The organism is Chromatiales bacterium (genome assembly GCA_014323925.1).
Lineage (GTDB): Bacteria > Pseudomonadota > Gammaproteobacteria > Poriferisulfidales > Oxydemutatoraceae > SP5GCR1.
Genome location: JACONC010000002.1, coordinates 26,692 through 51,088, shown reverse-complemented (window position 1 = coordinate 51,088; position 24,397 = coordinate 26,692). Strand labels below are relative to the sequence as shown.

General features: G+C 43.5%; 23 protein-coding genes. 11 read left to right on the top strand and 12 right to left on the bottom strand.

Annotated elements, in window-relative coordinates:
• Positions 1 to 108: 108 nt before the first annotated feature.
• The 10 genes from tpx to GDA45_01010 all read right to left on the bottom strand — a co-directional run bounded on the left by tpx (position 109) and on the right by GDA45_01010 (position 12,142).
• On the bottom strand, positions 109 to 615 hold the full coding sequence (gene tpx, locus GDA45_01055; protein ID MBC6413515.1) for a thiol peroxidase: 507 nt from the start codon (positions 613 to 615) through the stop codon (positions 109 to 111).
• Between the two features lie 32 nt (positions 616 to 647).
• Entirely contained in the window at positions 648 to 1,232 is a 585-nt protein-coding gene (gene rrtA, locus GDA45_01050) for a rhombosortase (protein MBC6413514.1), read from the bottom strand.
• Between the two features lie 59 nt (positions 1,233 to 1,291).
• Positions 1,292 to 5,725: a hypothetical protein gene (locus GDA45_01045; GenBank protein ID MBC6413513.1), complete on the bottom strand. Its 4,434-nt coding sequence runs from the start codon at positions 5,723 to 5,725 to the stop codon at positions 1,292 to 1,294.
• Between the two features lie 28 nt (positions 5,726 to 5,753).
• A complete protein-coding gene (locus tag GDA45_01040; protein ID MBC6413512.1) occupies positions 5,754 to 6,638 on the bottom strand; it encodes a hypothetical protein in 885 nt (294 codons plus the stop codon).
• A 342-nt stretch (positions 6,639 to 6,980) separates the two neighbouring features.
• A complete protein-coding gene (locus GDA45_01035; protein MBC6413511.1) occupies positions 6,981 to 7,382 on the bottom strand; it encodes a rhodanese-like domain-containing protein in 402 nt (133 codons plus the stop codon).
• Between the two features lie 144 nt (positions 7,383 to 7,526).
• Positions 7,527 to 8,528: a hypothetical protein gene (locus GDA45_01030; GenBank protein MBC6413510.1), complete on the bottom strand. Its 1,002-nt coding sequence runs from the start codon at positions 8,526 to 8,528 to the stop codon at positions 7,527 to 7,529.
• Positions 8,529 to 8,592: 64 nt separating this feature from the next.
• A complete protein-coding gene (locus tag GDA45_01025; GenBank protein MBC6413509.1) occupies positions 8,593 to 9,453 on the bottom strand; it encodes a hypothetical protein in 861 nt (286 codons plus the stop codon).
• A gap of 240 nt (positions 9,454 to 9,693) precedes the next feature.
• Entirely contained in the window at positions 9,694 to 11,064 is a 1,371-nt protein-coding gene (locus GDA45_01020; GenBank protein MBC6413508.1) for a Do family serine endopeptidase, read from the bottom strand.
• Between the two features lie 78 nt (positions 11,065 to 11,142).
• The gene (locus tag GDA45_01015) at positions 11,143 to 11,577 is read right to left on the bottom strand and encodes an Hsp20/alpha crystallin family protein (protein MBC6413507.1); all 435 of its coding nucleotides are present in this window, start codon (positions 11,575 to 11,577) and stop codon (positions 11,143 to 11,145) included.
• Positions 11,578 to 11,659: 82 nt separating this feature from the next.
• Complete coding sequence (locus GDA45_01010) at positions 11,660 to 12,142, bottom strand: asparaginase (protein MBC6413506.1); 483 nt, start codon at positions 12,140 to 12,142, stop codon at positions 11,660 to 11,662.
• 71 nt (positions 12,143 to 12,213) lie between these two features.
• Between GDA45_01010 and GDA45_01005 the strand changes: the two genes are divergently transcribed.
• Both GDA45_01005 and coq7 read left to right on the top strand, forming a co-directional pair.
• Complete coding sequence (locus GDA45_01005) at positions 12,214 to 13,428, top strand: (Fe-S)-binding protein (protein ID MBC6413505.1); 1,215 nt, start codon at positions 12,214 to 12,216, stop codon at positions 13,426 to 13,428.
• A gap of 5 nt (positions 13,429 to 13,433) precedes the next feature.
• Positions 13,434 to 14,072, top strand: coding sequence for a 2-polyprenyl-3-methyl-6-methoxy-1,4-benzoquinone monooxygenase (gene coq7, locus GDA45_01000; GenBank protein MBC6413504.1), 639 nt, complete (start codon positions 13,434 to 13,436; stop codon positions 14,070 to 14,072).
• A gap of 96 nt (positions 14,073 to 14,168) precedes the next feature.
• Here the strand turns inward: coq7 and GDA45_00995 are convergent, their stop codons facing one another.
• On the bottom strand, positions 14,169 to 14,732 hold the full coding sequence (locus GDA45_00995; protein ID MBC6413503.1) for a dCTP deaminase: 564 nt from the start codon (positions 14,730 to 14,732) through the stop codon (positions 14,169 to 14,171).
• 16 nt (positions 14,733 to 14,748) lie between these two features.
• Positions 14,749 to 15,846, bottom strand: a complete 1,098-nt coding sequence (gene apbC, locus GDA45_00990; GenBank protein ID MBC6413502.1) for an iron-sulfur cluster carrier protein ApbC — start codon at positions 15,844 to 15,846, stop codon at positions 14,749 to 14,751.
• Between the two features lie 81 nt (positions 15,847 to 15,927).
• Here apbC and metG point away from each other — a divergent pair, with 81 nt between their 5' ends.
• Genes metG through GDA45_00945 form a run of 9 tightly spaced genes read left to right on the top strand, consistent with a single transcriptional unit; the run spans position 15,928 to position 24,354 of the window.
• Entirely contained in the window at positions 15,928 to 17,964 is a 2,037-nt protein-coding gene (metG, locus tag GDA45_00985; GenBank protein ID MBC6413501.1) for a methionine--tRNA ligase, read from the top strand.
• Between the two features lie 5 nt (positions 17,965 to 17,969).
• The gene (gene rsxA / locus GDA45_00980) at positions 17,970 to 18,551 is read left to right on the top strand and encodes an electron transport complex subunit RsxA (protein MBC6413500.1); all 582 of its coding nucleotides are present in this window, start codon (positions 17,970 to 17,972) and stop codon (positions 18,549 to 18,551) included.
• A 5-nt stretch (positions 18,552 to 18,556) separates the two neighbouring features.
• Positions 18,557 to 19,447: an electron transport complex subunit RsxB gene (rsxB, locus tag GDA45_00975; protein ID MBC6413499.1), complete on the top strand. Its 891-nt coding sequence runs from the start codon at positions 18,557 to 18,559 to the stop codon at positions 19,445 to 19,447.
• Positions 19,441 to 20,409: an RnfABCDGE type electron transport complex subunit D gene (locus GDA45_00970; GenBank protein ID MBC6413498.1), complete on the top strand. Its 969-nt coding sequence runs from the start codon at positions 19,441 to 19,443 to the stop codon at positions 20,407 to 20,409. The genes rsxB and GDA45_00970 overlap by 7 nt, the downstream gene beginning before the upstream one ends.
• Positions 20,399 to 20,992 carry an RnfABCDGE type electron transport complex subunit G gene (locus tag GDA45_00965; protein MBC6413497.1) on the top strand — a complete coding sequence of 198 codons (594 nt, stop codon included), beginning with the start codon at positions 20,399 to 20,401 and terminating at the stop codon, positions 20,990 to 20,992. Before GDA45_00970 ends, GDA45_00965 begins: the two co-directional genes overlap by 11 nt.
• Positions 20,989 to 21,609: an electron transport complex subunit RsxE gene (rsxE, locus tag GDA45_00960; protein ID MBC6413496.1), complete on the top strand. Its 621-nt coding sequence runs from the start codon at positions 20,989 to 20,991 to the stop codon at positions 21,607 to 21,609. The genes GDA45_00965 and rsxE overlap by 4 nt, the downstream gene beginning before the upstream one ends.
• Complete coding sequence (gene nth / locus GDA45_00955) at positions 21,606 to 22,241, top strand: endonuclease III (GenBank protein ID MBC6413495.1); 636 nt, start codon at positions 21,606 to 21,608, stop codon at positions 22,239 to 22,241. The genes rsxE and nth overlap by 4 nt, the downstream gene beginning before the upstream one ends.
• Positions 22,238 to 23,251 carry a hypothetical protein gene (locus tag GDA45_00950; protein MBC6413494.1) on the top strand — a complete coding sequence of 338 codons (1,014 nt, stop codon included), beginning with the start codon at positions 22,238 to 22,240 and terminating at the stop codon, positions 23,249 to 23,251. Before nth ends, GDA45_00950 begins: the two co-directional genes overlap by 4 nt.
• Positions 23,248 to 24,354, top strand: coding sequence for a hypothetical protein (locus GDA45_00945; protein ID MBC6413493.1), 1,107 nt, complete (start codon positions 23,248 to 23,250; stop codon positions 24,352 to 24,354). The genes GDA45_00950 and GDA45_00945 overlap by 4 nt, the downstream gene beginning before the upstream one ends.
• Positions 24,355 to 24,397 lie beyond the last annotated feature (43 nt).

Below are 24,397 nucleotides of genomic sequence, written 5' to 3'. Positions count from 1 at the left end.
TATCTACGCTACGCTTAACACAGCATATACTAAGTTTTGAAAGGTGCCTGCAGACGACCCTATAGAGAGGTGTCCCTACAGTCTGGGGTTATTACAGCGGGTCTCATTTTAGGCGTTTTTGAGAGCTTCCAGTGCTTTCTCATAATTAGGTTCGTTGCTAATTTCACTGACTAATTCGGAATATTTAACGATATCCGTTTTATCCAATACAACAATGGCTCTTGCGGTAATACCGGCGAGAGGACCATCTTCTATTAATACACCATAATCTTGGGCAAATTCCCTAGAACGCATCATTGACAGAGGGATAATATGCTTCTGTGACTCGGTATCGCAGAAGCGTGACATTGCAAAAGGTAAATCTGCAGATACGACGATGCATACGCTATCCGCTAATTTTCCTATCGCTTCGTCAAACTTTTTAGCAGATGTAGCACAAACCGGCGTATCCAAACTCGGAACTATAGAGATTAGCTTTTTCTTGCCTTTATACTCGGTAAGAGAAATATTCTCTAAATCCTTATTCACTAGTATGAAGTTGGGTGCCTGTGTACCGACAGCAGGTATTTTGCCTTTGGTGTGCACTTCGTTACCTTGTAATGATATGCTGGCCATTGTTAAATCCTCCTTAATAACCTATAGGTGTATTATAACTGTTTTGCCTTAAAAAGGCTTATTTTGGGAATCAGCAAAGCAGTAAAAATGCCGACAAATGTGCCTATTATATGGACTTCTGAGATAACTCGGATGTCTAAGTATTCGCCAGTAGACACACCATTTGAAAAGTTTTCAATTAAAACTTTCATCAGTAATAAAAACAAAATTAACCAAGCTAATTTTTGTTTGCGCTTAATCCATTCCACCAGAATATAGGCGAAATAGCCGTGCAAGACGCCAGATAGCCCACCGTAAAATATAACTGTGGGTACATAATAATATAAGCACAAGGAAATTGATAATGTCAAAACGAATAATAATGCTAAACATCTTTTAATGGATAAATAATTGAATCCTAATATAAAGATGATACTCCAAGCGAGTAGGTTTGAGAGTAAATGCTTGTTGTTTAGGTGAGAGAAATGTCCGCTAAATAGTCGCCAAATCTGATGTTCTTCGAATAAGGTCCTCTGATATAGGAATAGTTCTTTATGATAGGTGCAGAATATAGCCAGCAGTACGACTAATATGGCGTAGTAGCAACTATAGCATCTGGCAAACTCATTCTTATGCATAAAGAAAAAGGCAGGAGCTTAACCCAGCCTTTTTCATTTATACATTCTAATCAGTAGTACTAATTTGATGGTGATTGCTTGCGCTGCCTTCTTGCTGTAGCTATCAGCATCAGCAGTGCAGTTATCAGTAGCAATGTATCGGCAATACCAATAGCACCACCACCGCCACCGCCACGCCGAGCAGTACCACTGAATGAACCTGCAGTCAGGAGTTCTACGCTCGTGGCTGTGGGATCAATGACCCTACCGTTGACTGTGCCATCGCTGTCATAAGGACCACCATCAGTTACAGCTACTAGAATACAATTCCAGCCACCTTTCCCCACCGTAAAACCTAAGTCATCCGTGCCATCGGCTTGATGCTCATTGGTATATTGCTCTATATCAGTCGGACATTCAGCATCTGGTGCTCCTCTATCTATAGCATACCATGTGTCATCATAGTCTATGCCATTATCCCTTATATCACCTCTTTCAAAACGCTCCCATCTGTCAGATTCGGTGTTATATTTACTCAAATATCTTACTTCACCATCGCCTTCAGTTTGCATTGGGAATACTATATAAGCAATACCACCTGCTGGGTTGCCGTTATCGTCAATAGAAGAATAGTCTATATCTCTTACTCCAAATGTTGCCAGTTTTTCTATTGCTGCTTGAGTAATTAAAAATGGGAGATTAAGATCATCTTCTTCGTCGACAGCAGGAGATACTGTGTCGTAGTTAATATTTGCTGACGCAAATTGCGTGTTGCTAAGAATCGCCATATTGCGTCCAGCATCGGACATAAACAATGGCTTATCACCCATTGGTGCCGATTGTAATACATTTCCATTCATTCCAGTGTCAGCACCATTAATACCAGCAAAAGATTGCAACAATGTATTATCAGTTGGGGCTTCATCTGGACTATTCGGAATATTATCCAAGTCTGTATCCATAATGGTTCCCATGCCACTTGGAAATGCTAGATAAGTTGCTGTCACATCCTCTACATTACCAATGCTATCCCAGCCTACTACAATCGTCGTCGTCGTTTGAATATCACCAACCATGAAATAGATGGCATCAATATTTGTGCCTGTTATTTCATCATTATCAGTTATTATATTAGTTTGAGTAGTAGAAAGCATCCTTCCGGCATCTGCTGTATAACCTTCCGGAAGCATCATTGTTACTACAGCCGCCGCCGTTGTTTGCGCAGTGTAATCTGCTACTATAAAGTAGTCATTGCCTGCAACTACACGATTGGCTAACTCTAGATTATTGTCGTCATTTACATTGTATAGAAGTATCTGCTCGATCCGAATGAGTTGATCCTCTGGGCTTTCTGGTGCCGGTGCCTCTGCCACCTGAACTTCAACATTATTATTCGCACCTACCGCATAGCTAAGCTCTCCAAGAGCATTATCACCACTACTATCTCGCCCACCTGCTACCGCACTCGTATTCAGGTTTGTAGGAGACCATATACCTAAACCAGACAGCCAATAAGTAGCACTTTCTCCAGCAGCTAGTAGTTTAGCATCACTATCTGCGTTATTTCCTATATCATAGGTTCCCATAGCGGATACTGCATCACTTTCCCGCATCAGCGATACTGATACACTGCCTGTCGCAGTAGTACCACCACTGTCACTAGTGAAAATAGTTACATTAGCGTCAATATCGCCTACACTACTATCACCAGCATAAGCCGATATGTTAACTGTTCGTGTGCGAGGATTTGTGAGCAGCAAATAGGAAGGTTGACCGCTGAAGTTTATTTCGGGCAACACATTAACTCCATTAGAAGCACGATCAGAAACACCATCAGAATTTATATAAAGCGGTTGGCTGTTCAGTCTGCCATCACCATCAAGTAATACCCAAACATAAAATTGCGTTCCTGGAAGTTCGGAACCAAATTGATCAGTTATATTCGCACCACAATGTTCAACCATATTTACCCCTGATATGTTCCGGGCAACTGCTGCCTCTAAAATAGTACGGCAACCTGAACCAGAAACAGCATCTAGATTAAACGCTCTGGCATCGCTCCCTTCTATACCAAAGTATTCTACAGAAGTTATCTCTGGCGTGACTGATTGAACTTCACGACCATCAAAATAACTAAGATCTTCATCTCTCACTAAGCTACGTACAAGATAGCTACGGCTATAGTATTCGCCTGTGTTTGCATCTACAAGAGTAACCATATCATCGCTTAGCCCACCACCAATAATCATTGCATTGTCGGGATTAAATGGCTCTTCATCGACTATATCTATTGCATCGTCTCCGTCAGCGTTATTTGTACTGTTTGGCTCCATTAAATCACTACGCCTACACATTGCAGTCTCTTCCTCTGCAGCACCACCGCCTGTGGTGGGGGTGTAGCTAACCTCTATAGCTTGGACCGGATCCCCTTCAGAATTCATTCCGATTTCAGGACGGGTTATGCTGACTATATATATCGTTTCACCATCCTCTACCCTTGAAGAAACTTGTATATCGTCAGAGGGAACCTCAACCTCCATTCCCATATCGTCCGTATATTTAAAGCCGTCAGGATCAGGATTCCCAACATTTCTAACTTGTAGCCATAGTTGAGTTTGGTTTATAAAGGGATAAAATGTCGCACAAGTCAGTACTTGCGTTAGTCCTGCCACCGCATCATCATTATTGGGATCTAGCTCTCCATTTGTCCCAACCATAGGCATATTGCCACTTCTATCAACTAATACATCTTCCGAAGATCTTGCCAATGCGAAGCCATTTGTTTCACTCAACGCAGCTTGAGCAGCATCAGCATCGTCACCAGTAAATGTGTAAGTATATGTCAGCGTTGCTTGACGGTCGTTGCCTGAGATGTTCTGAGTATCAGGTATAATTTCCTCAGCATTACCTGTTCTAGGTATGCGCAACAATGTATAAGAATTCGAACGATTCAGTGTTGGGACAGATTCATTAGCTGTTACAGTGAATGTAATCGTATACATCAACTCATTATTATCGGCAGCAGTCGCCTCAGCTTGGGTGACCGTAATTACTGGTGGTTGAGTATCCGCTATATCAATAATACCTCGTAATGCCGTTTGATAATCTTCAACTACTCTATAGTCGGCACCCAGCATGGCATTGCGCCTAAACTCTAGTGATCTTCCGCTACTCGCTGTACTACCATCTCCTTCATTGATTAGCACTCTTATCGTTGAGGTCGTGACCGTGTCTTCAGAACCACCATAAATGTTAGCAACAGCAGGGAGAGTACCTTCAGTCACACATGAACCACGCTCAGTCTCAGTAACACATATGTCAGAGTTATCTATAGTGGCAACACTAATTGGTGAACTAAAAGTTATCTCTCTTACTGAATAATTATTGCCGCTGTCTTGGTCTACTATTTCTTGCTCTTCTGCGTTGAAAGTTGTGATACGGGCAGATACGTCATCAGAGGAATCAACGCGTGGTGCGTCTGCATCATATCCTAGCGAAGCAAGGAAATTGCCATCTGCCAATGCGGTACCATCAGCATCCATAACAGCACTATCCGATGGAGAAACGAGCCTTAGTATACCCCCACTTACCGGATCACTCAGCACAACATTAGCGTAAGATTCGCCAGCCGTATGTTCAACTTCTGATACGGTTGCGGTAGAACCCTCAATCATAAAATTCACAGAGGTTAATGTCGTTTGTATACCTTTTGAAAACTCAAGCCGCACTCCTGCGCCATCGCTATAGCGAGCATAATCCTGTGCCCAAGTCTTGCCATCTAGCCTAAAGCCACGTAAATCGTTATCAGCTAATTGTGACGCTGTCCTCTGAATAACATCAGCAAAAGCATTAGAAGTCGGGTCTGTATATAACCGAAATGAACTCCCAGTAAAACCAACAGAGGCATTAAATGCAAAGCCCGCTTCTTGGTTATTATTTTGAATATCACATGTTAGGGTATAAGTATCCTGAAATGTCGCACCAACAGATACTATTTGATCTCTATCAACGAAAGGCCCTCGAAACAGATTAAAGGTGTCGGCGGCAGTCATAGTGATATTGATTGCTGATTCAACACCACCAAAGTTTGCATTCGCTATAACCCTATTATATGTAGCATTTAGTCGCCCCCCCTCACTCGTTGCCCGAAAATCTGGTGAGAATTCTACTTCACATGAATCTGTTAAGTCAGTAAAAGCATCTATATTAGAAGAAATCGGCATATTAAGCGCCTCTACTCGCTGGTTTGAAGCAATAGTAGAAACTGTACGAGAAAATCTATTTTGAATAGTAATTTGCAATTTAGCCGGTTCGCTTTCTGTGGCATCTATTATGCGAATTGAATCTAAATCAAAATGCCAATGTAGTATACCATCGTCAGTATCACACGTAGAGCAAGTAGGGCTGATATCATATTGGAAACGGCTCGGAACAAATGTAAATTGGCCATAAGCACTGCTTTGAACCAGTAATACCAGCAGTATCAATCCAATGAAATGATTTATTATTTTCATCTTTAGTTTCTCCTTCGTTTCATTAACTCTAATTATCTGATATAAGGGGCGCAACCGTCCCCACCCTACCAAAATTCGGCGAGAATAGTGCTGTAAAATCACTTATATCTACATTACCATTCATATCATAATCCCCGCTAAAATATCCTCCTGTAGACCTACCGAATTGGGTTGAAAAGCCACGTTCGCTATCAGTGAAATCACTTATGTCTACATTACGGTTATTATCTACATCACCTGCAATCATCTGAGGTGTACTCGGCAGTGTCTGTGACCCAGTAAATCCTCGCGTCCTAGATATAGTCTCTTCCGTAAAATCGTACTCATAATGGCCATTAGTGGCCTCCGTCACAGCACTACTTGATATTACATCCAAATGATGTCTATGGCGTAATACAATATATAAATCATTCCCTTCGTCTATATTGGTATCATCAAATATAACAGAGGGACAGTTTTCTTCATTTGGTTCCACACCATTGCAGGACTGTATTTGAGTTCTTGTCCTAGGATTGTCAGTAAACTCCTCTGCATCTACTACCCGTCCATTGTTTAAAAGCAATGCTGGCTTACGGGCGATAACGGTTCCGGCATTTGCTTCACTCAAATTAGACGTACCATCTTGTTCTTGTGGGATTGCATGTAACTCTACTAAAACCCAATCCACCACAACATCAGCTTCGCTTTGACCATCTTGTCTTGGTATAGTTAAGGGACCTATAAGAGGACAATCCGGTGGTGCAGCACCTCCTACTCTACCCAAATTCGGATATCCATCAGCGGTACAATAGGGATCAGAGTCTGGTAGCATCAGGTTAGTTCTCATCGTCTGGGCACCAGCAACACCTGCCGTAGTACTCATTATTAAAACCAACCACCAGCTTAGTGGGCGAAGTAATTTAAGCGTGTTCATAATCTCACTCCCTTTTAATTATTATATTGTACACCGCGTGCAAGTAGTTTTTTGCAAGCTGGCACTTTCCGTTATTGGCAAACTATTACTATTTTTAGTCAACATATTTTCATTATACCCCATAATATTATAAATATTAAAAAATCAATACATAGAGAAAACCATTATAAATATATTCAAGGCACAAAGCAATGCTATTGATTCTCTTTATCTATGATTGAGTATCATACACTAATAAAGATAATAGTCAATATATAGTGCCTAAATAAAGATAAATGCCTTGCTATCTACATCTTGCAAGAATGGTACAGCAATATTTTGTCTCCCAAAGTGCCACTTTCCCTATTCTTCATAAACGGTTTCGCCGTCGGCATCGAGCCAGGCATTAAAACCACCGCCGAGATAGCAAACTTTTTCAAAACCCATTTGTTTTAGACTCCAAGCTGCTAATGCCGAGCGAGGTCCCTTGGCACAGTATAGGATCAGCTGCTTGTTATGGCTAAAGGCCGGGTTGTGGTACGGGCTATCGGGGTCAGCCATAAACTCAAGCATGCCTCTAGATGCACCAATTGCATTTTTTATCATCCCGTTGGTCGCCCATTCGTTCGGGTCACGAACATCTACAAATTGTACATGATCGCTGGCAACTAATTTTTTAGCTTCGTCTATTTCTAAAGCGGCAACATTGTTCATTGCTTCCGCTAATAAATCTTTGATGCTTTTAGTAAGTTCAGACACTATCATCTCTCCTGTCACAGCATTTACTGTTGTAGAACTATAACATCTTTATAAAATATTGCGAATAATTTGTTGGCGTGCTTGCGCCCGACAACAGCAGGTTGTGAGGGCGGCGAGTGTCTTCAGGATCTATCTTCCCATCGCTGGCGGCTAAAAAGGTTTGGGTGTGAATCCTGCTTCGTTGGTTATGCGCGCACTATCACGAGTGGCCTTGATGACAAATAAACCCTGTCGTTGTGCGTATACATCTACGCCATTAGGAGCGCGTATATACGCTACCGCTCCGTATAAATTTTTATCCCTCACCACATCGCTATGCGAAAGCTTAAATAGTTTCATCTTCTCTAAAAAGTCATTCACACTTTTTTTCTGCAACTTCGGCTTCACTTCAGTGACCACAACATCCGTACTGGTGAAAGCAACAACATCAAACACATATTGCTGACCTTTCCAGGTACCTCTATCATCTTGGTAGACTCTATTTATATCCATGTTCCGTTGTTTCAGTAACCGGACTATATCACCGGCGACTAAAGAATCCACTAGCCTACTCCATGGGCTACTCCATTCATTCTCAAGTTTTCTCATTTGTCTATCAGTCTTCAAACTACTTTTCCTAAGCACTCGTTTGAGTTTCTTAAAGCGTTTGTCGGCTTCTTCAGCGCGTCTGTCTGCTTCTTTAGATCGTTTGTCGGCTTCTAGTGACATTTCTCTCAGCTCCTGCCTGGTCTCCTCAAAACTTTTGTCCATTGCTTTAGATCGTTTGTCTGCTTCTAGTGACACTTCCTGAAAGCTTTTGTCCGCTTCTTCAGCGCGTCTGTCTGCTTCTTTAGACCACTCGGCGGCTTCGGCTTTGCGGCGTTCAGACATTTCCTTAAAACGTTTGTCCGCTTCTTCAGCGCGTCTGGCTGCTTCTTTAGACCGCTCGGCGGCTTCGGCTTTGCGGCGTTCGGACATTTCCTTAAAACGTTTGTCCGATTCTGCAGCGCGTCTGTCCGCTTCTAATGACATCTCCCTCCGTTTCTGCCTAGTTTCCTCAAAACGTTTGTCGGTCTCTAGAAAAGTTTTCTCAAGCAACCTAGCGGTTGCTTTCTGCTGCTCTGTATGCTCCTTAATAGAGGCAATTAATTTATCAAAATCAATCTCGGACATGGTTAAACTCCTCTGTTCCGATTATACCTGTAGCGGTGCAGTGCCAAATATGCATCGCTGGCGACTAAAAAGATTTGGGTGTGAATCCTGCTTGGTTGGTTATGCTCGCACTACCACCAGTAGCTCTGATGACAAATAAACCTTGTCGTTGTGCGTATACATCTACACCATTATCAACATGCAGATACGCAACCGCTCCGTATAAATTCTTATCCCTCACTTCATTGCTATGCGAAAGCTTAAATAGTTTCATCCTCTCTAAAAAGTAATCTACACTTTTTATATTCAACATTGACTTCACCTCAGTGACTACAATATCCGTACCGTTGCAAGCAACAATATCAAACTCGTATTGCTGTCCTTGCCATATGCCTTTATCATTTCCGTAGACTCTATCTATATCAATGTTACGTGCTTTCAACAGTTTTACTAAGTCACCAGAGACTAAAGACTCCACCAACCTACCCCAGCGACTAGTAAATTCGCCTCTAAGCTCTCTTATTTGCTTGTCAGTCTTCAAATCACTTTCTTTAATTACTCGTTCAGTTTCCTTAAAGCGTTTTTCTGCTTCTAGGGACATTTCCGCAAAACGTTTGTCCGCTTCTAATGACATTTCCTTCCGTTCCTGTCTGGTTTCCTCAAAACGTTTGTCTATTGCTTTAGATCGTTTGTCTGCTTCTAGTGACATTTCCTTAAAGCGTTTGTCTGCCTCTTCAGCACGTTTGTCGGCTTCTTTAGCGCGTCTGTCTGCTTGTAATGAAATTTCTCTCAGCTCCTGCCTGGTCTCCTCAAAACGTTTGTCTGCCTGTAATGAAATTTCCCTCAGCTCTTGCCTGGTTTTCTCAAACAACCTGTCGGTTGCTTGCTGCCGCTCTTCAAGCGCCTTAATAAAGGCATTTAATTCATCAACATCAATCTCTTGCATGGTTAAACTCCTATATCCCAATTATACCTAAGAAGCAGTGTGCGACCAAATACGCATCGCTTGCATAGATTGCTTAAAATATAATTTATCTGTTAGCGGATGGGGATTTCTCCGACCAATGGTAGTAAAACAAGTGCTGAATGGCGCACCCAGACAGGGGCACTGGTACCTGCTTAGCTTGGTTATGGACAACCAAATCGCCGCCACGGTTTCAGTGGTAGGGGTAGCGATACTAAGGTACTAACGTAAAACAAGAAACATGGCATTGTTGCCACGTAGTATTTTCAATAGTAGCGGTTTGTCCTTGTCAATGAGAGATCTGAAGTCATCAAAATCTTTTATCGTGCGACGATTAACGGCGACGATAAGATCACCTTTTTGCAAGCCGTAGCGGTTTGCGATGCTGCCGCTACGCACTTCGTTTATTTCTACGCCGGGCTTCTCAGGGTTATCACTTTCGGATAAAACAGCACCTGAGAGACGGCTGTCAAAGCGATCGCCATTGGTAGCAGTCATTTTTCTAGCTGTAATGTAAGCGGCTATCTCAAGTTCGTCATCGTCCCTGAGGACTTCCAAAACCACCTTAGATCCCAAGCGTAGCAGTCCGATATAGTTTCTTATGTCGGCACTGTTTTCGATCGCTTTGCCGTTGACCGACAAGATAATGTCGCCCGGTTCAATGCCTGCTTTCTCAGCCGCGGAACCGGGTTGCACTTCAGTAATCACCACACCTTTTTTTTGCTCCAGACCAAATGCGTCAGCTAAATCCTGAGTCAGCGTTTGAACGATTACACCCAATCGACCTCGCTTCACTTCACCATGTTCAATTAGTTGCTCAGTGATATTCATTGCCATATTGACTGGTATGGCAAAACCAATGCCGATGTTTCTGTTTGCACCCAAAATTGCGGTGTTGATGCCTATCAGGCGACCTTCTAAATCAACCAGTGCCCCACCAGAGTTACCAGGGTTTATAGAGGCGTCGGTCTGTATAAAATCCTCATACGACTCGATCCCTAATCCGCTGCGTCCAAGGGCACTAATAATTCCTAAAGTTACTGTGTGTTCGAGTTGAAAAGGATTACCAATGGCAACGGCAAAATCTCCTACCCTAATAGCCTCGGAATCGCCTATAGGTATTTCTACTAGATCTTGTGCGTCTATTGCGATGACTGCAATATCGGCTTCCTCGTCGATACCGACTATCTTGGCGGTATAACGGTTGTCGTTATCCAGAGTTACATAAATATTATCAGCAGCTTTGACTACATGAGCGTTGGTAATAATGTAGCCTTGATCGGCATCAATGATAACACCAGAACCTACACCGCTACGGCGGCGTTCTTCTTTTCTACCTTGCTCAAATTCTGGGAAGTCAAAGAACCGCCTAAAAAAAGGGTCGTTAGAAAAAGGATGGGGGCGGCGATAAATCTCGATAACTTCCTCAGTTGCGATATTAACGACTGCCGGCATCGCCTTTTCAAGCATAGGCGCCAAGCTCGGCATAGCTGCAGCAGATGTTGATGCATAAACCAATGTTGCACCAAACACTGATACCGTGATGGACAGAAATAGGGTATATATTTTTTTTATAAAAAAAGCTTTAGACATTGTGTACCAAACATACATCTCAAACAATAATACGAGAGCGTGCCACAGCACGCTCTCGATTTTATGTTGACACTATACTTAATTGACTGCCACTGATATTTTTTTAGGTTGCACAGATTCTTTTTTCGCTACCAAAATCTTCAGCAAACCATTCTCGTGATGAGCGGAAATACTCTCTGTATCAGCAGTCGGAGGCAAAGCAAAGCGTCTCTGGTAACTACCTACACGACGCTCAGTATGTATATATTGCTCTCCATTTCTACTCACTTCAGATGAGTGCTTTGCCGATATCACAAGACTATCGTCTTCCACATGTACATCTATGTCGTTTGCTTTGATTCCGGGCAAGTCAGCGTAAAAAAGCCAACCCGTATCACTTTCCTTGACATCTACTGCCGGGGTGAACAAATGATTAGAGTCTTCGGCTTCACCTTTACCGCCAGACCAAGCTAACATCCTATCAAACGGATCAAACAGTCTATTGAAGTTAGACAATATTATAGGGTTATACATTTTCTTTCCTCCATATCATTGTTAATCGGACATTTATAATATGGAGATGCAACCGCATTTTTCAAGACAAAGGAGTGAAAACTTAAATGGTTTCAAAGTAACCTTGGTCTCTATTTTTTCGTACTTTGTCGGCAGCAAAAACTCTCCCGTTCATTGCGATATAAACACCTGATTCTAGCAGTTGAACCGCAGCCACCGCAAACCCGACATTGAATTCAGCATCGCTATCCTTAAAGCGAGCTGGCTGCATCGCACCAGTTAGAACAATCGTTTTGTCATTGATGCCTTGCAAAGAGCAAGCAGTTTCGGGCATGGTGTCGGTGCCATGGATAACGACAAAATGCGTATTGGTATCACTTTTTATGCGCGAACGCAAAGCAGCACGGTCGGCGTCATTAATGTCTAAGCTGTCTTTGCCTATGATAGTGTCTACTTGATAATCGACTGATACAGCAGCTTGCCTCAATATCCCCGGCACTTGCGGATCGCCGATTTGATAATCGCTCAGCGCATCGTAATATAGCTTGTCAAAAGTTCCGCCGGTGGCGAGAAAAATAATCTTCATTTTAATACCCTTTAATATTGTCATCCACCCTAATGGGCAAACAGCAATTTGTTTTGATATGATTATATAAGATGTACGATGGCAAGCAAAAATTACGAGATAAAATACTAGCAGACAGTGAACGTTGTGTGATGTGCGGCTTATGCTTGCCGCATTGCCCAACATTTAGTATCAAACACAACGAAGCCGACTCGCCTAGGGGGCGAGTTTTACTGGCCAAAGCATTGGCGAAAGGACAACTACAGGCTGATGATCATGTGCGCTTGCATATTGAATCGTGCTTGCATTGCCTGCACTGCGAGCGTGTTTGTCCGGCGCAAGTGTTGTTCGGAACATTAATAGATAATACCGAATATTATTTAGCCGAACAAAAGCAAGCGACGCCGTTACCGTTATGGCTGAAATTGCTAATAGCCTCTCGCAAACTTCGTCTTGTTATTGCCCTACTTATAAGACTATACCAACGGTCGGGAGCACAGTCGTGGCTGAGAAGTCGCTCCCTATTCAAGCGACTCGACATTGCTGCTTGGGATGCGATGCTACCTAAACGGTTGAGCTTGCCTATCAAAAGAACAACTATAGGGGCTGACTCGACAGATAAAACCGTAGCTTTATTTAGCGGTTGTGTCGCTTCAATATGCGATCAAAATACTTTGGCGGCAGCGGAAAAACTACTTATGGCAGTTGGTTTTAAGGTGCAGTTCAACAACAAACAATACTGTTGCGGTGCGATACATCAACATACCGGTGATTTGAAAGCTGCGCATAGTTTGATGCTGAGAAATACTAATGCATTCAATCCTAGTATCCCGGTTATATCGTGTGCTAGCGGCTGCGGCGCGAGATTACAACAATATAATAATGAACTATCGGCACATCATTACGACATTCATAGTTTTTTACTCAAACATGCTGAATATCTAAATTTTAACAAGCTGTCCAAGACCGTCGCACTACACACACCGTGTTCAATGCAAAATGTATTAGCGCAACAACAAGCACCAATGAAGTTGTTAAGTATGATTCCGGACTTGCGCATCGTATCGCTAACACCACAAACTGGTTGTTGCGGGGCAGCAGGCTTACAGATAGTGAAACATCAATCGCAGGGTAATACACTGGCCGATGTTACAATAGACGCTATGAAGCACAGCGATAGCGAGATTCTTCTCACTTCGAACATCGGATGCGCCATGCATTTAAGGCGTAGGATTTGGTTGCGTGGATTGAATTACAAAGTGATGCATCCGGTCGTATTGCTCTATCAGCAATTACAAACACCCTAAGACCAATGCCCAAATACTCCTTGGTTGACCGATTGATTATCAAAACCGACCTCTTACTGCGCACGGTCAGCGGCATATCACCGAAAGGGCGGCGAGCATATCCGGCAGCGACAATAGCGGAAGGTGATTTAACTATCAAGGAAACAGAAATGGCTGCGCGTTTGATGCGTGTCAACCACGCCGGGGAAATAGCGGCACAAGGACTTTATCACGGGCAGGCGTTATTCGCCCGCAAAACAGCAACTCGCGAACATCTGTTAGACAGTGCACACCAAGAAGCAGACCATTTATATTGGTGTAAACGACGCATAGAGCAGTTGGGTGGGCACACCAGCGCATTGGCACCACTATGGTATGCAGGCTCAGTTGCTATCGGAGCAGCGGCAGCTATCGCCGGGGACCGCTGGAGTTTGGCATTCATAGAAGAAACCGAAGAACAAGTTGTCGAGCACTTGAAATCTCACCTCAATCTTCTGTCACCCAAAGATTTAGCAACCCGCACAATTATCCTACAGGTTATTGCCGATGAGGCCGAGCATGCTCAGGCGGCGCACCTGATTAGCGGTTATAAACTGCCGAATGTAATTCGTATCCTGATGAGACTCACCGCTAAAATAATGACCAAAGGCGCATATCGTATATAAGCACGCGCTATGAGTGGATACAAAGTACCATAATACCGTAGAGACGATCCTATGGTTTTGTAAAATATTTTTAGATTAAAACTCCCTAGACACAATTTATGCCTTGGGCAAGGTAACACCAGTTTGTTTTTGATACTTACCTGAACGATCTTTATAAGACACCGCACATTGAGTATCAGATTCAAAAAACAATAGTTGTGCAACCCCTTCGCCAGCGTAAATTTTAGCCGGCAGCGGTGAAGTATTGGAAAACTCAAGTGTGATATGTCCCTCCCATTCTGGTTCCAGTGGAGTCACATTAACGATGATGCCACAACGAGCATAAGTTGATTTGCCAACGCAAATAGCTAGTACCGAACGAGGAATATGCAGATACTCTATGGTGCTTGCCAATGCAAAAGAGTTAGGGGGGATAATGCAGACATCTGAGTGTACATCGAGAAAGCTTTTCTCGCTGAACGCTTTAGGATCAACAATCGTTGAGTTGATGTTGGTGAATATTTTGAAGTGCTCACTACAACGAATATCATAACCATAACTAGAAGTGCCGTACGAAATTACTTTTTGATTATTCACAGTGCTGATTTGATCGGACTCAAACGGCGTAATCATACCTTTTAACGCCATCTCGCGTATCCATTTGTCAGGTTTTATGGACATTAAACTAATAGTTAAACTAGTCGGTTTGGATAACGATTTTAGGAAACTTGGCCGAATAGTCTTTACCTTGTATGGCAAGCTTAGCTGCTGCTTTGCGAGCAACCTCTTTGTAGATCTGCGTGGGGCGCCCCTCAGCATCAGCCAATACGGTGGGTACTCCGCTATCAGTCTGTTCGCGTATATTAACATCGAGTGGCAAAGACCCTAGCAATTCTACATTGTAGTCTTTGGACATCGCCTGCCCACCACCACGACCGAAAATGTGTTCCTCGTGACCACATTGACTACAGATATGCACACTCATGTTTTCAATAATACCTAGTATAGGCACATCAACTTTTTGAAACATTTTGACGCCTTTGCGAGCGTCTAGCAAGGCAATGTCCTGTGGTGTAGTTACTATAATTGCACCGCTTACAGGTATTTTTTGAGCCAAGGTCAACTGCACATCACCTGTGCCAGGTGGTAAATCTACAATCAAGTAATCTAAATCAGTCCAATTCGTATTGTTCAATAATTGCTCTAGAGCTTGGGTGACCATAGGGCCTCGCCAAATCATCGGCGTGTCCTCTTCTATCAAAAAGCCGATAGACATCGCCTGCAAGTTATGTTTTTCCATCGGCTCAAGAGTTTTACCGTCTTTGGAGTCGGGCTGTCCTTTAAGGCCTAGCATAGTAGGCTGACTAGGTCCGTAGATATCGGCATCTAATATACCGACTTTTGCCCCTTCGGCGGAAAGTGCTAAAGCTAAATTGACAGCAGTGGTCGACTTGCCAACACCACCCTTGCCGGAAGCCACGGCGATTACATTTTTGATCTGTCGCATAGGCTTGAGATTTTTCTGCACTGAGTGGGAGATAATATCCCAATCAACCTTTACAGAAACCTCTAGGGCACCCTCTAAAGCATTGATTTTGTGCTTTATCTCCTCACTCAAAGAAGCGGCAAAAGATTGTGCAGGATAACCCAACTGGATACGCACAACAACCTTATTGCCGTCGACATCAATCTGCTTAACTTCCTTAGATGCGATTAAATCTTTAGCAGTATTGGGGTCTATAATGTCGCCGAGAATGCATTCTATCGTTTCTTTATTAGCCATTGTATTACTCATTATTAAAGTAGCCATTATATACTATGTAGCGATAGATATATGAAATCGTCTTTACAAGGAATACTACCTGAACGATACCCGATGACTAATAAAAGAGAAATACTAGTAACCAGTGCTTTGCCATATGCAAACGGCCCTATTCATATCGGACATTTGCTGGAATACATACAAACCGATATTTGGGCACGCTTCCAAAGATTGATCGGCAACGATTGCTACTATGTATGTGCTGACGATGCGCACGGCACACCGGTTATGCTCAAAGCGCAGGCTGCAGGCATAGAACCTGAGCAGTTAATTACCGAAATGCACGCAGCACACCTGAGAGACTTTAAGGCTTTTCACATAGAGTTTGACAACTATCATTCAACGCACTCGGAGGAAAATCGCCAAATAAGTAATCAGATCTATCAGTGCGCAAAAGAAAAAGGTTATATAGAAAAACGTAAGATACAACAAGCCTACGATAAAACTGCTAAGATGTTTTTACCTGACCGCTATATACGCGGTGAATGTCCTCGTTGTGGCGCAACTGATCAATACGGGGATTGTTGCGAGGTTTGCGGGTCTACCTACAACGCATCGGAATTGATAAATCCTATCTCAGTGATCTCTGGCGACAAACCGGTGTTGCGCGAATCAGAGCATTACTTCTTCAAATTGCATATGTTGGAAGAACATTTGAAATCGTGGCTATCGTCGGGGTGCGTACCGCCGGGCATTAGGAATAAGTTGGACGAATGGTTTGCGTCTGGTTTGCAAGATTGGGACATTTCACGCGATGCGCCTTACTTCGGCTTTGAAATACCTGACCATCCGGACAAATATTTCTATGTATGGCTGGATGCCCCTATAGGTTATATCGCTAGCTTTAAGAATTATTGCGATAGCAAAAGACTTGATTACAAATATTTTTTGCACGCTGACAGCGATACCGAATTACATCATTTTATTGGCAAAGATATCGCCTATTTTCATACTTTGTTTTGGCCGGCACTGTTGCACAGTGCTGATCTAAGGCTACCGACCCGCGTCTATAGCCACGGCTTCCTAACTGTGAACGGAGCAAAGATGTCTAAATCTAGAGGTACTTTCATCAAAGCCGAGACTTATACCAAACACCTAAATCCAGAATACCTACGCTATTATTTTGCTGCTAAATTAGGTAGCGGCTTAGACGATATAGATCTCAATATAGAAGACTTCGTGCAACGGGTGAATAGCGATTTAGTCGGTAAAGTAGTGAATATTGCTGGACGGTGTGCTAGCTTTATCTCCAAACATTTTGCTAACCGCATAATCTGTTCGCAACAATTATTCAAACATCCGTGCTACCAACAATTTAAGGAAGCAGAGACAGAAATACGCGACAGTTATGAAAAAACAGAATATGCTACAGCGATGCGTTTGATTATGTCACTCGCTGATGAAGCAAACCGCTTGATTGACCGTCACAAACCTTGGGCTATAGCCAAGCACGACGGCGCTAGTGCCGAATTGCACGAGATATGCAGTTTAGGCATACTGCTGTTTAGTCGTTTGTGCTTGTATCTGAAACCAGTGCTACCAATAATGACCGAAGCCGCCGAGAAGTTTTTAAATATCTCAGTATCGCACTGGGATGATAACTCTTTTGCAGGCAAAGACCGTCATACCATAGCGACCTTCAAGCCGTTGATGTCGCGCGTTGAACTAAAGAAGGTGAAAGCGATGATTGCAGATGAGGCAATAGCCCAGCAACGCGAGAAAGCATCCACCTCGAAAACCGAAACTGCGCCTTTATCCGTAGCACAAACGATTAGCCTGTCAGCGTTCCAAAAGGTAGACTTGCGAACTGCGCGTATCATATCTGCCAAGGAAATTGACGGTGCTGATAAATTACTTGAGCTTTCAGTAGATTTAGGAGAGAACACTACGCGCACTATCATTGCCGGAATTAAAAATGCTTATAACAGTAGCGAACTGGTCGGAAAGTTGGTCGTCGTAGTCGCCAATCTAGAACCGAAAAAGATGCGTTTCGGCACTTCGCATGGTATGGTTTTAGCAGCGGGTGACGGTGCGCGTTTGTTCTTGTTATCACCCGACGACGGTGCTGAAGCCGGGCTGAAAATAAAATAGCAACGATGCAAGAATATATATTGATTATTATCAATGTTGCGTTAATTAATAATTTTATACTCGCCAAATTTTTAGGGCTGTGTCCTTTGCTAGGCACTTCGCGCCGTATAGATAGTGCGATCGGCATGTCTCTCGCTACTTTATTCGTATTAACACTTGCATCAGCACTGAGTTATACGCTACAACACTATGTGCTGATACCGTATAACTTGGAATATCTGAATGCCTTGATATTTATATTGTTAATAGCAATCATAGTGCAACTAACGGAAATAACAATCCATAAGATTAATCCACTGATACATAATATGCTTGGCATCTATCTGCCTTTAATTACAACAAATTGTGCAGTGCTCGCGGTCACCCTAATCAACAGCCGTACGACACAAAGTTTTATTGAAGCGTTGCTCACCGGCTTTGGTGCGGCGGTAGGCTTCGCAGTGGTGCTGATTATCTTTGCAAGCCTGAGAGAAAAATTAGAGTACGCCGATATACCGAAACCCTTTAGAGGAGCCGGCATTGCAATGATTACCGCCGGCATCATGTCTATCGCTTTCATGGGTTTTAGCGGATTAGACAGCAGCTGAGTTATATGTTGGTATTGATCTTCGGTGCCAGTGCATTATTAATCGGCTATGCAATAGAGTATGTAGCCAGGCGCTTAGCCGCTACCGACGATGCCTTGGTATCGGAAGTGGATGCGTTGTTGCCGCAAACACAATGTGCGCAATGCGGTTATCCGGGTTGCAAGCCTTATGCGCGAGCTATCGTGAAAGATGATGCGCCCATTGACCGCTGCCCACCGGGCGGACAAACAACCGTTGTTGCGTTGAGTCGTCTATTGGGAAGAGAGCTTTCAAATAAGCAACTTGTCGCCGATAAAATACCCGGCGTCGCTCAAATCCGTGAACAAGACTGTATCGGATGTACCCTGTGCATCAATGCCTGCCCAGTAGACGCCATTGTCGGAGCACACGAATGTATGCACAGTGTTATCGAGCAGTATTGTACCGGCTGTGAACTATGTATTGCTCCGTGCCCGATGGATTGCATAGAGATGATAGAAATAGAACACCGTAAACCCGACACCGAAACAACAAAAACTGAGATAGCGTGCATCCATTGTGATCGTTGCAATGATGTGTGTCCGGTCGATTTAGCCGCCCACAGCCTCTACCGATTAATCCATACGGCCGATATAGATGCAGCGATAGACAAAGGATTGTCCGATTGTATATTGTGTGGCTCGTGCGATGCCGTCTGCCCTAGCCACATTCCGCTTAGCCGAATATATAGAAGTGCTAAATACCACTATAAAAATATTTCCGAGCAACGCAAGCAGGCAACACAAGCACAAGCTCGCTATGAAACGCGCACTACACGAATGACACAGCGAGAGTTAAAAGCACAAAGAAACCAACAAGCACAGCAACAACAACTGAAGGAGCAAATCAGAAAAAAATCGGCCACACACCGATGTTGAGTATTAGCCGTGAACGAGTCCCGCTAGGCATTTTTGTGGTAATGCCCAATCGGGCGATGGGTGAATTACTCGTCTCATTGATGCCCGGCATCATCGCTTTGTGTTATGTGTGGGGATGGGGAGTTATCATCAATATCGTCGTTGCAGTTATCTCTGCGATAGCATCGGAGGCGTTAATTTTAAGAATTAGAAATATCCCGCCGCTACCAGTATTGCAAGACTATAGTGCGGTCGTCGCTGCAGTGTTATTGGCGGTTGCATTTCCTCCTTATTTGCCGTGGTGGATTGTAAGCATTGCCTCGGCCTGTGCGATTGTAATAGCAAAGCAGTTATATGGCGGTCTCGGCAATAATTTATTCAATCCAGCAATGGTCGGCTATGCAATAGCAATCGTTGCCTACCCACTGCATCTGACGGTGTGGCCATCCGATTTATTAATGACAATGCGCTTTGATTGGCAGCAAGCGATAGATTATGCAATCCATGGTGCTAATGAAAGTTATATTGCCACACTCACTGGAGCAACCCCCTTAGACTCATGGCGCACTGATAACGCCTGGCAACCGCACGCAGAAACCCCGTTAATTCATAGCAACATCATCAATATCGCCTTCGCTACAGGTGGCTTGTGGCTATTGCTACGCCGCCTTATTCAATGGTATGCCCCAGTTGCTATGTTATGCGCGCTGACTACCGCAGCTGCGGTATTCCCTGGTCATTTGCCACCTCTGTCATCTATGTGGCTACATTTAGGCTGCGGTGCAACAATGCTGGGTGCTTTTTATATCGCTACCGACCCGGTCACATCGCCACGCCATCCTTACATGAAGTTGCTGTTCGGTGCAGGTGTCGGTATATTAGTATTCATTATCAGACAAGGCGGTAGTTATGCCGATGGCTTGGCATTCGCGATATTATTAATGAACCTTTTCGTCCCTTTGATGGATCGTTATGCGAAATAACTCCTCTGCAGGCATCTACCTACTTGCTATAGCTGTCATGGTGGCAGTCGCTAGTTTAACCATCACCGAACTTTTTACTCGCGACGCTCGCACCCGTGCTGAGCAAGAAAAAATAATACAAAACCTTAACGCAGTAGCGCCACTTGCTAGCTATGATAATAATCCATCGCTAGAAGCACAACGCCACCGACACAACGGCAAAAGCTATATAGTCTATCCGTTCATAAAAGATAGTCGTGCGGCAGGATATGTGATACAGAATGAAACGCAAGCAGCTTACAATGGGTTGTTGCGCCTACTCGTCGGGGTACGCAACGACCGAACTTGTAGCGGGGTGCGCGTCATACAGCACCGTGAAACACCCGGCTTGGGAGATCGCATAGAAGCAGACCGTAGCACTTGGATATTGACACTCAACGACTTGCCCATAGACAGGACTGCTTGGCAACTACAAAAAGACGGCGGCACAGTTGCTAATCTGACTGGTGCGACAATTAGCGCACGGGCAACATTGAACACTGCATACGAGGCTTTGCTATACTTTGCACAAGATTTAGAATATTCAAACTCACCTGACAAATGAATAGAGAACAATTTCAGCAAATCGCAATAAAGGGACTTTGGCAGCAAAATCCCGGCATCGTCCAGCTATTGGGACTATGTCCATTGCTTGCGGTTACGACTACCCTGCAAAACGGTCTTATCCTAGGCATTGCTAGCTTAGCCACCGTAACCGTAACTTGCCTGTTGGTCTCACTACTGCGCGGCTATATCTCCAGGCCGTTGCGCCTGCCTATCTGCATCGTAATTATCGCAATGATCGTCAGTCATATAGATCTATGGATGGCGGCGATGCTCTACGAGCAACACCAAGTATTGGGGTTATTCGTGCCATTGATTATTAGCAACTGTGCGATTTTAGCACGCGCAGAGGCGTTTGCTCTGCATCATCCTCCTCTGCAAGCAACCGTAGACGGGTTAGCAACGGGTCTAGGTTTTACTGCGGTTTTATCTATCATCGGAGCATTTAGAGAGATATTAGCCTACGGTAGCTTGACAACCCTACCGGAAACGCCGATATTTTTATTGGCAGTCACACCGGCCGGCGCGTTCTTTAGCCTAGCGATATTAATCGCCCTCAGCAAACTGCTAAAGTCGGATCATTCGATAAACGAACAAGCGAGCCTGGCGACAAAGTGACAAAAAATAAAATTATTAAACTCTTCGCACGACTAAAGGCGCAAAATCCAAAACCGCGCAGCGAACTTAAATATCGTTCTCATTTTGAACTGTTAATTGCTGTTATGCTATCAGCACAAGCAACTGATATTAGCGTTAACAAAGCGACCCGCAAACTATTCAAAGATGCGCATACCGCAAAGCAAATGCTAGCGCTTGGAGCTGATCGATTGAAAAGCCATATTAAAACCATAGGCTTATTTAATACTAAAGCCGATAATATCCTAAAAACCTGCAAGATTTTAATAGACGAACACAGTGGACGGGTGCCACGCGACCGAGAAGCCTTAACTCAATTGCCAGGCGTAGGCCGCAAAACTGCAAATGTGATACTCAACACAGCATTCGGTGAAAATACCATTGCCGTTGATACACATATCTTTAGGGTTGCCAATCGTACCGGGCTTGCAACGGCTAAAACACCGCTTGCCGTTGAGCAAAAGCTACTGAAGGTTGTCCCCAATGAGTACAAACTTCATGCCCATCATTGGCTAATCCTCCATGGTCGTTATACCTGCTCTGCACGTAAGCCGGCATGCGGTAGTTGCTTAATTGCTGATTTATGCGAGTATAAGGATAAAACGAATCAATGAAAATACTATCAAAAATTTATCGCTTCGTGCGCACAAGCGTTAAAGAAAATAGGCAACGAAGCAAAGTGTTGCAACCGCCACAACAAAAACAACAACTCCCACCCAAGCCGCCGATTAAACGCATCTTAATCACTTACGGGATATTCTCTTTACTGTTCATAATCCTTGCCACTGCAGCATGGTTTTTCAAACGAACGGAATGGTTGCCTGAATATACAACACCCCAAACAAATACATCGCAACCATCGTCCGATGTCAATACTACACCAAACTATATAAAAGATGCCCTGAAAAAAGAAGACTCAATAAACAAACCGGCTAGTGCCACTATGGATACTCAATTGGTGGATAGTATGGAGCATAAGGTCAAACAACTCAAAGACGAAATACGGCAAATGGATGCCGAATTAGACATTATGAGAATACAACATTATCTGGCTAATGCCGACTATTTAATAGATACGGGCATCTCTCCTGAGCGCGCACTGCCTATATTGCAATCGTTGCGCGCTGATATAGAAAGCAACCCTGGTATTTTGAAAACTGGCATAAATGTCTCATTGCAAGATATAGACGATAAAATAACCGCTTTGAAAAAATATATAAAACACTCACCCAAGAAAGCGCTAGTGCTTTTGGCACCTTTAATAGCCGATATAGAAACGCAACTGGGAGCTATGTCTGAATCGCCGACCAATGCAAACACCAATCTCTATCAAGGAAATGATAGTCGAATAAAAGAATGGCCTGAAAAAGTATACGATGTGGGGAAGAGTTTGCTTAGAATAGAGCGCACTGATAATCATTATAAAAATAACCAATTATTGCTCAAGCTGTTGATTAGCACCCGTAGCGCAGTGTTGCTAAACGAACAAGAACAATTCTATATTTCATTAAAAGATACACTTAAAATAATAGATACAATGCCGCAACCGTCGATCAGGCGAGAGCAAGTAGAAGATTTGCTGTCGCTGAAAATTATCTGGCAATTACCGAAAATACAACCATGAAAAAAAGACTCGTATTGATATTCGCATCCGTGGTACTAATAACCATATTAGTGCTTTCGCTGATTTACCCAGGCGAGATTGTGCTTAAACTCGACGGTTATCCAAACCTCGCGATTAACCTCTACCTTTTTATCGTACTACTCACCGTGTTAATTTTAATAGCCAACAGTGTAACTAAACTGATTACTGGGTTATTCAAACTACCTGCCTACCTAAGTCACACATACCATCGTCGCCAAACCGAAAAAGAGCAACAGCTATTCCACGAAGGACTACAACTATACCTGCAGGGCGATTATGCTCAAGCCAACCAACTGCTTATGGAGGCCGCACAATCACCGCACTTGCAATTAATTGCCAGTCTGTTTGCAACCGATGCGGCTTTATTGAATAACAATACTAAAGCCGCTCGTAAAGCGATTATGCTGAGTGGTGTATCTCACGGCAAAAACGATGCCGCCGATATAATCACCGCCGATATTGCTATTGGTGACGAAACTCCGGCAAATGCTGCTTTCCGCATCAACGATATCATTGACAAAAAAACAAACAACTTACGCGCTGTCAGAATGTTGATAAAACTATGCGATAAAACACAAACCTGGCACTTCGCAGAACGGGCGTTGCAAAACTTGGACAAGGCTTTATACGACACACCCCACAGACAACAGCAAATTAGAATGCAAATCATAACTGCATTATTGAAGCAATACGCTGAACAAAAAGACCGGCAACGATTTCATCGAGTATGGCAACTAGCAAGTAAAGAAATAAAAGAAAAATTACTGGTGCCGTATACCTCCTCATTGGTGCAACTAGGTGACATAAAAGAAGCAGAGCGTTATCTAGAGAAAATGATTGAGAAAGACTGCAGTAGCAGTGCAATAGAACAATACGGGTTGCTATCCGATATCGGCGTAGAGCACAGAATTCAGCGTGCTGAGCGATGGCTTACACGGCAACCCGACCATCCCGAACTGTTACTTTGCCTTGCTAGACTGCATAACAGCAATGACCAACTAGACATAGCAAAAGAGTACTTCGAGAAGAGTCTTGCTGTCAAACCGGACTATCGGGCATGGAGTGCACTCAATAAACTGTGAGTCCCCACAAGCAAATAAAGGAAGGTATAACGACTATGAGTCT

Bases quoted from the DNA above. Each gene is read 5' to 3' on its own strand.
- tpx (MBC6413515.1), bottom strand. From the start codon at position 615: ATGGCCAGCATATCATTACAAGGTAACGAAGTGCACACCAAAGGCAAA.
- rrtA (MBC6413514.1), bottom strand. From the start codon at position 1,232: ATGCATAAGAATGAGTTTGCCAGATGCTATAGTTGCTACTACGCCATA.
- GDA45_01045 (MBC6413513.1), bottom strand. From the start codon at position 5,725: ATGAAAATAATAAATCATTTCATTGGATTGATACTGCTGGTATTACTG.
- GDA45_01040 (MBC6413512.1), bottom strand. From the start codon at position 6,638: ATGAACACGCTTAAATTACTTCGCCCACTAAGCTGGTGGTTGGTTTTA.
- GDA45_01035 (MBC6413511.1), bottom strand. From the start codon at position 7,382: ATGATAGTGTCTGAACTTACTAAAAGCATCAAAGATTTATTAGCGGAA.
- GDA45_01030 (MBC6413510.1), bottom strand. From the start codon at position 8,528: ATGTCCGAGATTGATTTTGATAAATTAATTGCCTCTATTAAGGAGCAT.
- GDA45_01025 (MBC6413509.1), bottom strand. From the start codon at position 9,453: ATGCAAGAGATTGATGTTGATGAATTAAATGCCTTTATTAAGGCGCTT.
- GDA45_01020 (MBC6413508.1), bottom strand. From the start codon at position 11,064: ATGTCTAAAGCTTTTTTTATAAAAAAAATATATACCCTATTTCTGTCC.
- GDA45_01015 (MBC6413507.1), bottom strand. From the start codon at position 11,577: ATGTATAACCCTATAATATTGTCTAACTTCAATAGACTGTTTGATCCG.
- GDA45_01010 (MBC6413506.1), bottom strand. From the start codon at position 12,142: ATGAAGATTATTTTTCTCGCCACCGGCGGAACTTTTGACAAGCTATAT.
- GDA45_01005 (MBC6413505.1), top strand. From the start codon at position 12,214: ATGTACGATGGCAAGCAAAAATTACGAGATAAAATACTAGCAGACAGT.
- coq7 (MBC6413504.1), top strand. From the start codon at position 13,434: ATGCCCAAATACTCCTTGGTTGACCGATTGATTATCAAAACCGACCTC.
- GDA45_00995 (MBC6413503.1), bottom strand. From the start codon at position 14,732: ATGTCCATAAAACCTGACAAATGGATACGCGAGATGGCGTTAAAAGGT.
- apbC (MBC6413502.1), bottom strand. From the start codon at position 15,846: ATGAGTAATACAATGGCTAATAAAGAAACGATAGAATGCATTCTCGGC.
- metG (MBC6413501.1), top strand. From the start codon at position 15,928: ATGACTAATAAAAGAGAAATACTAGTAACCAGTGCTTTGCCATATGCA.
- rsxA (MBC6413500.1), top strand. From the start codon at position 17,970: ATGCAAGAATATATATTGATTATTATCAATGTTGCGTTAATTAATAAT.
- rsxB (MBC6413499.1), top strand. From the start codon at position 18,557: ATGTTGGTATTGATCTTCGGTGCCAGTGCATTATTAATCGGCTATGCA.
- GDA45_00970 (MBC6413498.1), top strand. From the start codon at position 19,441: ATGTTGAGTATTAGCCGTGAACGAGTCCCGCTAGGCATTTTTGTGGTA.
- GDA45_00965 (MBC6413497.1), top strand. From the start codon at position 20,399: ATGCGAAATAACTCCTCTGCAGGCATCTACCTACTTGCTATAGCTGTC.
- rsxE (MBC6413496.1), top strand. From the start codon at position 20,989: ATGAATAGAGAACAATTTCAGCAAATCGCAATAAAGGGACTTTGGCAG.
- GDA45_00950 (MBC6413494.1), top strand. From the start codon at position 22,238: ATGAAAATACTATCAAAAATTTATCGCTTCGTGCGCACAAGCGTTAAA.
- GDA45_00945 (MBC6413493.1), top strand. From the start codon at position 23,248: ATGAAAAAAAGACTCGTATTGATATTCGCATCCGTGGTACTAATAACC.